The organism is Streptomyces spongiae (assembly GCF_009377185.1).
Classification (GTDB): Bacteria; Actinomycetota; Actinomycetes; order Streptomycetales; family Streptomycetaceae; genus Streptomyces; species Streptomyces spongiae.
Genome location: NZ_VJZC01000494.1, coordinates 1 through 7,527, shown reverse-complemented (window position 1 = coordinate 7,527; position 7,527 = coordinate 1). Strand labels below are relative to the sequence as shown.

The 7,527-nt window shown below is 70.6% G+C and carries 5 protein-coding genes and 1 pseudogene; 4 read left to right on the top strand and 2 right to left on the bottom strand.

Annotated features, from left to right (window positions below; all coding sequences use genetic code 11):
- Positions 1 to 53: 53 nt before the first annotated feature.
- A complete protein-coding gene (locus FNH08_RS39355) occupies positions 54 to 857 on the top strand; it encodes a pectate lyase (RefSeq protein WP_152776322.1) in 804 nt (267 codons plus the stop codon).
- Between the two features lie 138 nt (positions 858 to 995).
- Here the strand turns inward: FNH08_RS39355 and FNH08_RS39350 are convergent, their stop codons facing one another.
- A complete protein-coding gene (locus FNH08_RS39350; protein WP_152776321.1) occupies positions 996 to 1,577 on the bottom strand; it encodes an Rv1733c family protein in 582 nt (193 codons plus the stop codon).
- 293 nt (positions 1,578 to 1,870) lie between these two features.
- Here FNH08_RS39350 and FNH08_RS39345 point away from each other — a divergent pair, with 293 nt between their 5' ends.
- From FNH08_RS39345 to FNH08_RS39335, 3 genes are all read left to right on the top strand, one after another.
- Positions 1,871 to 2,956, top strand: a complete 1,086-nt coding sequence (locus FNH08_RS39345; protein ID WP_152776320.1) for a WD40/YVTN/BNR-like repeat-containing protein — start codon at positions 1,871 to 1,873, stop codon at positions 2,954 to 2,956.
- Positions 2,957 to 3,687: 731 nt separating this feature from the next.
- Positions 3,688 to 4,578 (top strand): phosphotransferase enzyme family protein, encoded by an 891-nt coding sequence (locus tag FNH08_RS39340; RefSeq protein WP_152776319.1) that lies wholly within the window; start codon positions 3,688 to 3,690, stop codon positions 4,576 to 4,578.
- Positions 4,575 to 6,521 (top strand): ABC transporter ATP-binding protein, encoded by a 1,947-nt coding sequence (locus FNH08_RS39335; protein WP_322726206.1) that lies wholly within the window; start codon positions 4,575 to 4,577, stop codon positions 6,519 to 6,521. The genes FNH08_RS39340 and FNH08_RS39335 overlap by 4 nt, the downstream gene beginning before the upstream one ends.
- Before the next feature lie 285 nt (positions 6,522 to 6,806).
- Here FNH08_RS39335 and FNH08_RS52575 read toward each other — a convergent pair.
- Positions 6,807 to 7,028: pseudogene (locus FNH08_RS52575) on the bottom strand (SAV_915 family protein); the annotation flags it as partial.
- Positions 7,029 to 7,527 lie beyond the last annotated feature (499 nt).

The following is a 7,527-nucleotide window of genomic DNA, read 5'->3' as shown; positions in this document are numbered from 1 at the left end:
CACATGCCCCACCCCACCCCGTCCGACCACTCACTGGAAGAAGGAATCGGGACATGACTTCACCAGTACGCCCGCGCGCCCGTCGGCGCGCGGTCACCGGCACGCTGGCCGCCCTCGGCCTATCGGTTGGCATGATCATGACAGGCATGGCCTCGCCGGTGAGCGCCGCCACCTGGCCCACCCCGAACGGCAGCCAGGGGGTCTCCTCCACCATCCCGGTCTCCGGCACCAAGGACTACGGGATGAAGCGCCTCTACGGCACCGGCGACCTGGGCAGCGGAGGCCAGGACGAGGACCAGGGGCCGATCCTGGAGCTGGCCGACGGGGCCGTCCTGAAGAACGTCATCCTCGGCGCCCCCGCCGCGGACGGCGTCCACTGCAAGGGCAGTTGCACGCTGCAGAACGTCTGGTGGGAGGACGTCGGCGAGGACGCGGCGACGTTCAAGGGCTCCTCGTCGTCCAGCGTCTACACCATCTCCGGCGGTGGCGCCAAGGAAGCCAGCGACAAGGTGTTCCAGTTCAACGGTGCCGGAACCCTGAACATCTCGAACTTCGCGGTCAAGAACTTCGGCACCTTCGTCCGGTCCTGCGGCAACTGCTCCAAGCAGTACAAGCGGACGATCAACCTCAACACCATCGAGGTGAACTGGAAGGGCGGCAAGATCGCCGGCATCAACACCAACTACGGCGACAGCGCGACCCTGAGGAACATCAAGATCGTCGGGGACACCAGCAAGAAGATCGTCCCCTGCCAGAAGTACATCGGCAACAACACGGGCGCTGAGCCGCCCACGAACGGCAGCGGGCCCGACAGCACGTACTGCAAGTACGCGACATCGGACATCAAGTACAGCTGATGTATTGCTGATGCACTGCTGATCCCACCCCGCTCGCCCCGGCCGCGGCCGGGATCGGGCAGGATCAGGCGGCTGTGCGAGGCGCCTTCGGAGGGCGCCCTCGTACAGCCGCTCCGGCGCGCGGAGGGACGAGAGCCGCTACCAGGTCTTGCGCCCCCACAGCGGCCCGACGCGCTCCCACTCCTGGTCCCACTCGTCCATCCGACGGCGCTCCAGGCGTCCGCGTGCGAGGCGGCCCCCCAGGAAGGGGACGCCCGCGGCGGTCACGCCCACGAGGACGCCGATCAGTGAGGAGCGGAGCTCGGCCTCCGACCGCGTGGCCGGCTTCGTGACCATACGGCCGTCGGCGTCCGTCCAGACCGTGACCGGCGTGCCCACCGTGCTGGCGGGCACGACCCGGGTCTGCCCGGTGTGGGCGGAGCCGTCCGTCCCCGTCCAGCGGACCTCGGCCCACACGCGCTCGGACCCCGAGGCGGACGGCGCGGTCGTCCCCGGGGCGTTCTTGGTGAGCTGCGCCACGACGGGGCGCCACTCGACGCGCTGCCGGTCGAGGTTGTGCTCGACGGACCGCGTCGCCAGCAGGCCGGTGACCACCCCGCCGAGCACGGTGAAGGTCCAGGCCGCGAGGACCACCCATGCCTCGAGCCGGTCGCTCCGGCGCCGCAGCGGGTTCCGCCGCCATCGCCACAGCCACACCTTCGGACCTCGGAATGCCGCCATCGAGGGCACCCTCCTCATACACACACAGAAAAGCCGGGCCGCCCTCCCATACGCGAGTGGCCTCCCCGATGCTCATGACGAATACGTCACCCCGGCCGGACGGCGTGTTCCGCACGGTCCTCGCGTGCCCGGGCAACGTCGGGTACCAGCCACGGGCGCGGCCCGGCCGGCCTGGCCCTTTCTCATCGGACACCCGCTCCGACCTGCGGTGACGTCCTCTCCGGGGGTAATTGTCAGTGGCCGGGTGCAGACTGGCCCCTGTCTGAGACAACGACGTCCCGGAGGTGGTCGGCATGGCCGACATCCTGCTCACCGTAGGTACACGCAAGGGCCTGTTCATCGGGCGGCGGCGCGGCGGCGCCTGGGAGTTCGACGAGAGTCCGTACTTCAACGCGCAGGCGGTGTACGCGGTCGCGATCGACACCCGCACCGACACTCCCCGGCTGCTGGTCGGCGGCGACAGCGCGCACTGGGGGCCGTCCGTCTTCCACTCCGACGACCTCGGCCGGACCTGGACCGAGCCCGCCCAGGCCGCCGTGAAGTTCCCCAAGGACACCGAGGCGTCACTGGAGCGGGTGTGGCAGCTGCACCCGTCGGCGGCGGAGCCCGACGTGGTGTACGCGGGCACGGAGCCGGCCGCCCTGTACCGCTCGGCGGACCGCGGAGAGAGCTTCGAGCTCGTCCGGCCGCTGTGGGAGCACCCCACGCGCGACAAGTGGATGCCCGGTGGTGGCGGCGAGGGCCTGCACACCATCCTCACCGACCGGCGCGACCCGCGGGCGATGACGGTCGCCGTCTCGGCGGCCGGGGTGTTCCGCACCCAGGACGGGGGCGCGAGCTGGGCACCGTCCAACTCGGGTGTCTCCGCGGTGTTCATGCCGGATCCGAACCCGGAGTTCGGCCAGTGCGTGCACAAGATCGCGAGAGACCCGGCGACGCCGGACCGGATGTACCTGCAGAACCACTGGGGTGTGTACCGCAGCGACGACGGGGGCGCGCACTGGACGGACATCGGCGAGGGACTGCCGTCCACGTTCGGCTTCGCCGCGGCGGCCCATCCGCACCGGGGGGACACCGCGTACGTCTTCCCGATCAACGCCGACGCGGACCGCGTCCCGGCCGGGCGGCGTTGCCGTGTCTTCCGTACGGCGGACGCGGGCCGGACCTGGGAGCCACTGTCGGCGGGCCTGCCGGACGAGGACCACTACGGCACGGTACTGCGCGACGCGATGTGCACGGACGACGCGGACCCGGCGGGCGTGTACTTCGGCAACAGGAACGGAGAGGTGTACGCGTCGGCGGACGACGGCGACAGCTGGCGGCAGTTGGCGTCCCATCTGCCGGACGTGCTGTGCGTGCGCGCGGCGGTGATGGGCTGACGGACACCGGCGGGTTCAGGGTGTGTGCAAGGGGGGCGTTCGTGTGCCGAGTCCGCCTCGGAGGTGGCCTGTTCGTCAACCACCACTTGGGGTGGCGGCACACGGGCAACCTTCCTGCGTGTCCTGTCGGAGTTGCTTCTCCCAGAGCGGCTGGAGCGGCGATTGCTTCTCGAAATGCCGGCGCAGGTAGGGCACGGGTCTGTCGCAGGCCGAAGCGGGTCGAACGCAGCGATGGTGCTGATGCTAGCCGCCGGGATGCCCGTCCACGGGTTCGCCGCCCGGGTGGAGGACCGGCCAGAGGCCAGATCAGGCCACTTTGCCAGGCCCTCGATTTCGGGCTCCGGCACGGAAGTTCGAGAATCCTTTCTCCTGACGTCTCCCCAGGTCAAAGCGAGCACCAGCGCAGCCTGTCCTTCACCACCCCGTCCCGTGGGAATGACCGGATCACGGTGCCGGCCCTCGCTGATTGTCAGTGGCGTGGTCGAGGGTTCGTTCGCAGAGCACATCCACAGCCCGTATCGGCCCTGTGAACAGGGACGTTGTCCGGGTGCTCTGTCCGATCCCTGCCACTGAGGAGAATCCGTGAATCCCGTCCGCGTGCTTACCGCCCTTCGCCCCGTGTTCGAGAATCCTCCCGCCCAGGCCGTTGAGGCCACCGCGTTCCGGCGTCCGGTCGACGTGCGTCGCGCCCTGTTCGCCTCCGCGTCACGACCGTCATCGGGGTGGGGGGCATGACCGACACGAACACGCCCGCACCCGCCCTGCTCGCATGGGCCGACAGGACGCTCGGCGCCCAGCCGTCCGTCCGGGACGTCTCACACCCGCGGGAGAACTCCCGTGTCTGGCAGCTCGCCCTGCCCGGGGAGGTTCACTTCTTCCTGAAGATCTCGCCGCGCCCGCTGATGTACGAGCGCGAGACCCTTGCCCTGCGCCACGCGGCTCCGGCCCTCGGCGCCGGCCATGCGCCGCAGCTGCGCGCCTCGAGCGCGGAACACCTGGCCCTGCTCCTGACCGCGGTCCCAGGACGCCCGCTCAGGCAGCTGACGCTGACACCCGCGGAGGAAGTCCGCGCGCACCGGCAAGGCGGTGCCCTGCTGGCCCGGCTGCACGCGGCGGGCGACCTGTCCGGTCCCTGGCGTGCGGAGGCCGAGCAGGCGCTGCAAGCCGCGGCGGATGGGGCTGAGAGACACCTGCGGCTGGCCGGGGACCGGCTGACCGCACCGGAGCAGAAGCTGGTGCGCGACCTGGCCGAGCAGTTGCGCATCCTTCCGCCGCTGCCGCTCGCGTTCATCCACGGCGACGCCCGGGACCGCAACCTCATGTGGTCGACCGGCCTGGAACAGGCCGGGTGGATCGACTTCGAACGGTCCCGGTTCGCGACGGCGGTGCAGGACTTCGTCCTGATGGCCTGCGGCACCTGGGCGGATCGGCCCGACCTGCGGGCCGCGTGCTTCCAGGGCTACGGCCGTGACCTCACCCCAGAGGAGCGGCACGCTCTGTCGTGTCTGGCGGCTCTCGACGCGGTGAGCTGCTTGGTCCGGGACCCGGCGCATGACGACCCCGAGGTCACCGCGCGCGGGCGACGCACCCTGGACCGGCTCATGGCGGGGGTGTTCGCGTGACGGCGCCCCACGACGAGACGGTTGTCCCGGCCGTGGACGAGACCAGCAGGTGCGACCGCTCCGTCTCCGTCCCTGTGGCTCGGTCGGAAGCTCCGCAGCCTTCGGCGCCGCCGGAGCTCGACTACAACGGGCGCAAACACCGGCGTGCCATGGACGACGCCACTTTGTGGGACATGGCCCGCCGTATCCCCGCGGCACTGATCCAGACCGCTCGCCTGGCCTGGACGGTCGACCGACGCATGGCTGCCACGATCGTCGTGTGCCAACTGCTGTCCGGCATCGGCACCGCCGTGATGCTCGGCGCCGTCGCCGAAGCCCTGCCACGGCTGATGGTCCCCGACCCCCGCGACGGCCTGGCTCAGGCTTGGCCGGCGCTGACCGTCGCCGTGGTGGCGATGGCCACCGGCGCGGCCATGTGGATCCTCGCGGACTGGGCGACCCGCCGTCTGAACCCGAAGATCGCCTCGGCCGCCGACCTCACCCTGGTCGACCTGCACATGCGAGCCGAGCTCGCCGCGTACGACGCGGAAGGCTTCGGCGACCGGAGCCAGGCGGCGGAGATCGGCGCGCTGCGCGCCGTCGACATCGCCGACGACGCCAAGACCCTCACCAACGGGCTCGTCCAGCTGGTGTCCGCGGCGACGGTGCTCACGTCCCTGCACCCGCTGCTGCTCGGCGTGCTGCTGCTGTCCGTCGTCCCCAGAGGTATGGGCGGAGTGATCGCCGCGCGGGTCGACTACCGCGTCCACGACCGGACGATCTCCGCTCGCAATGTGCGCGGGATGATGCGGTGGTGGCTGACGACACCGGACCTCGCGGACGAGTTGCGGGCCAACACGATGCGCGGCTACCTGCACTTCTGGTACCGGTCGATGTGCGATCGCGTGGAAGGGCGCGAGCTCGAGGCGGCCCGGCCCTATCTGATGGTCACGCTGTTGGCCGCGTCCCTCGGCGGACTGTTCACCCTCGGCATGTGGACCTCACTGGCCGCTCTGGTGCTCGCCGGGGCCATGTCGACGGCGATCGCGGGCACCGCCGTCGTTGCCTCGCAGACCGCCGGACGCGCCCTGAACTCGATCATCAGATACAGCACGGTGATGTTCCACCACGGCCTCTACCTCTCCGACTACTACGCCTTCGTCGACGAGGTCCGCGCCATGGCCACGGCCCGCGGCACGGTTCAGGTCGAGGCGCCTCAGCAGATCCGCCTGGAGAGCGCCTCCTACACCTACCCGAGCAAGGAGACCGCGGCCGTGCAGCCCATCACGCTCACCCTCAACCGCGGCGAGGTCGTCGCGCTGGTGGGCGAGAACGGCGCCGGCAAGTCGACGCTGATCCGCATGCTCACCGGGCTGACCGTGCCAACCAACGGCGGCAAGGTGCTGTGGGACGACACCGACCTGGCCACCGCCGACGCGGAGTCGGTCTGGCGGCACGTGGGCCTGGTTCCGCAGAAGAACGGTCACTGGCCCCTGGCTGCCCGGGAGAACATCACCCTGGGCCAGCCCCGCGAGCACGGCGACGAGCGGATCTGGCATGCGGCGGAACGGGTCGGGATGACCAAGGCGTTGCGCGAACTGCCCGATCAACTCGACACACTCCTCGCCCGCTTGGTGTGGGGCGGCCACGAGATGTCCGGCGGCCAGTGGCAGCGTCTGGCGTGCGCGAGGGCGATGTACCGCGAACCGGCCGTCCTCGTCCTGGACGAGCCGACCAGTGAGATGGACGCCCGCGGCGAGCACACCATCTTCCACGAACTGCGGGCCACGGCTCCAGGCCGGATCACCGTGGTGGTGACGCATCGCCTCGACAACGTACGGATGGCCGACCGGGTCGTCGTTCTTGACCAGGGACGCATCCGGGAGCAGGGCTCCTTCGACGAACTCGTCGCGACCGAGGGAAGCCTGCTGGGCGAGCTGTACGACCTCGCCCAGGACCGCTGACAGCGCCGGGCCCGGTCGGTACGCGGAATGACCAGCCCGCGCAGCCGAGACGTACCTCGACTGCGCGGGCCTACCGCTTGTCGACGGGAAGCGAGCGAAAGGGAGTGGAGCACCTCCGGGCGAGCGCCGGGCGACTGCTCGCCCGGAGGTGGTGCGCGGGGACACGGCGCGGGCTACAGCCCCACGTCCCGGCTACGGATGTCGTCCATGGACTCCCGGCGTACGAGGAGTCGGGCATGGCCGTCCCGCACGGCGGTCACCGGCGGGCGGCCGTGCACGCAGCGCGGGCCCGGCGATCCTGATCCACGCCTGATCCACGCCTGGTCCGCCGAGCGTCGCGGTCAGTGCGCCGCGGGACGTGAACCCGACGGCCGTACGTTCACCCAGCGGCGTGCGGAAGAGACGGGCCACGCACCCGGCTGGTCCCTGCCGGACGGGCACGAACAGGGGTCCGGCCGGGATGCGTTCGGAAGGCTCCGGGTCTTCACCGGACGAGAGTTCTGGCATGGGACGGCTCCTGGGACATCCATGGGAACTGGCTGACTGACGGCCCCGGTACGGGGAGGCGGACCGGGGCTCTCCGCTGACGCTATGCCCGCCGCACCCGGCCCTCCGACCCTTCATGACGGGACGCTGACGCCGACCCGGCCGGTGCTGACGGAACTCTGACTCGATGACCCGCAGCCCTGAAGACACTCCGTCAAAAGCGCGCCAAAAACCACCGCGGGGGTATTCGAACCGCCCTTGACCGGGGGTGAGTGCCGACGTCTCCCGAGAAACCCCGGGGGGCGGCTCTGGTGGACATCGCCGATCGTGACACCGACCTGGCGGGACGAGCCGCACACCGCACTCACCTGCCCGCCCCCTCACTTGGCCACCGGCGTCGGACGCCGGTGGGCCTACCGAGCGGTCGAACCGCGTGTCCTCCGACACATGGGGATGCCCCCGCCGCTCCTCACAGGTAACTCCCCACTGCCTTCGGGGATGTACAGGGCAGGGGTAGGGG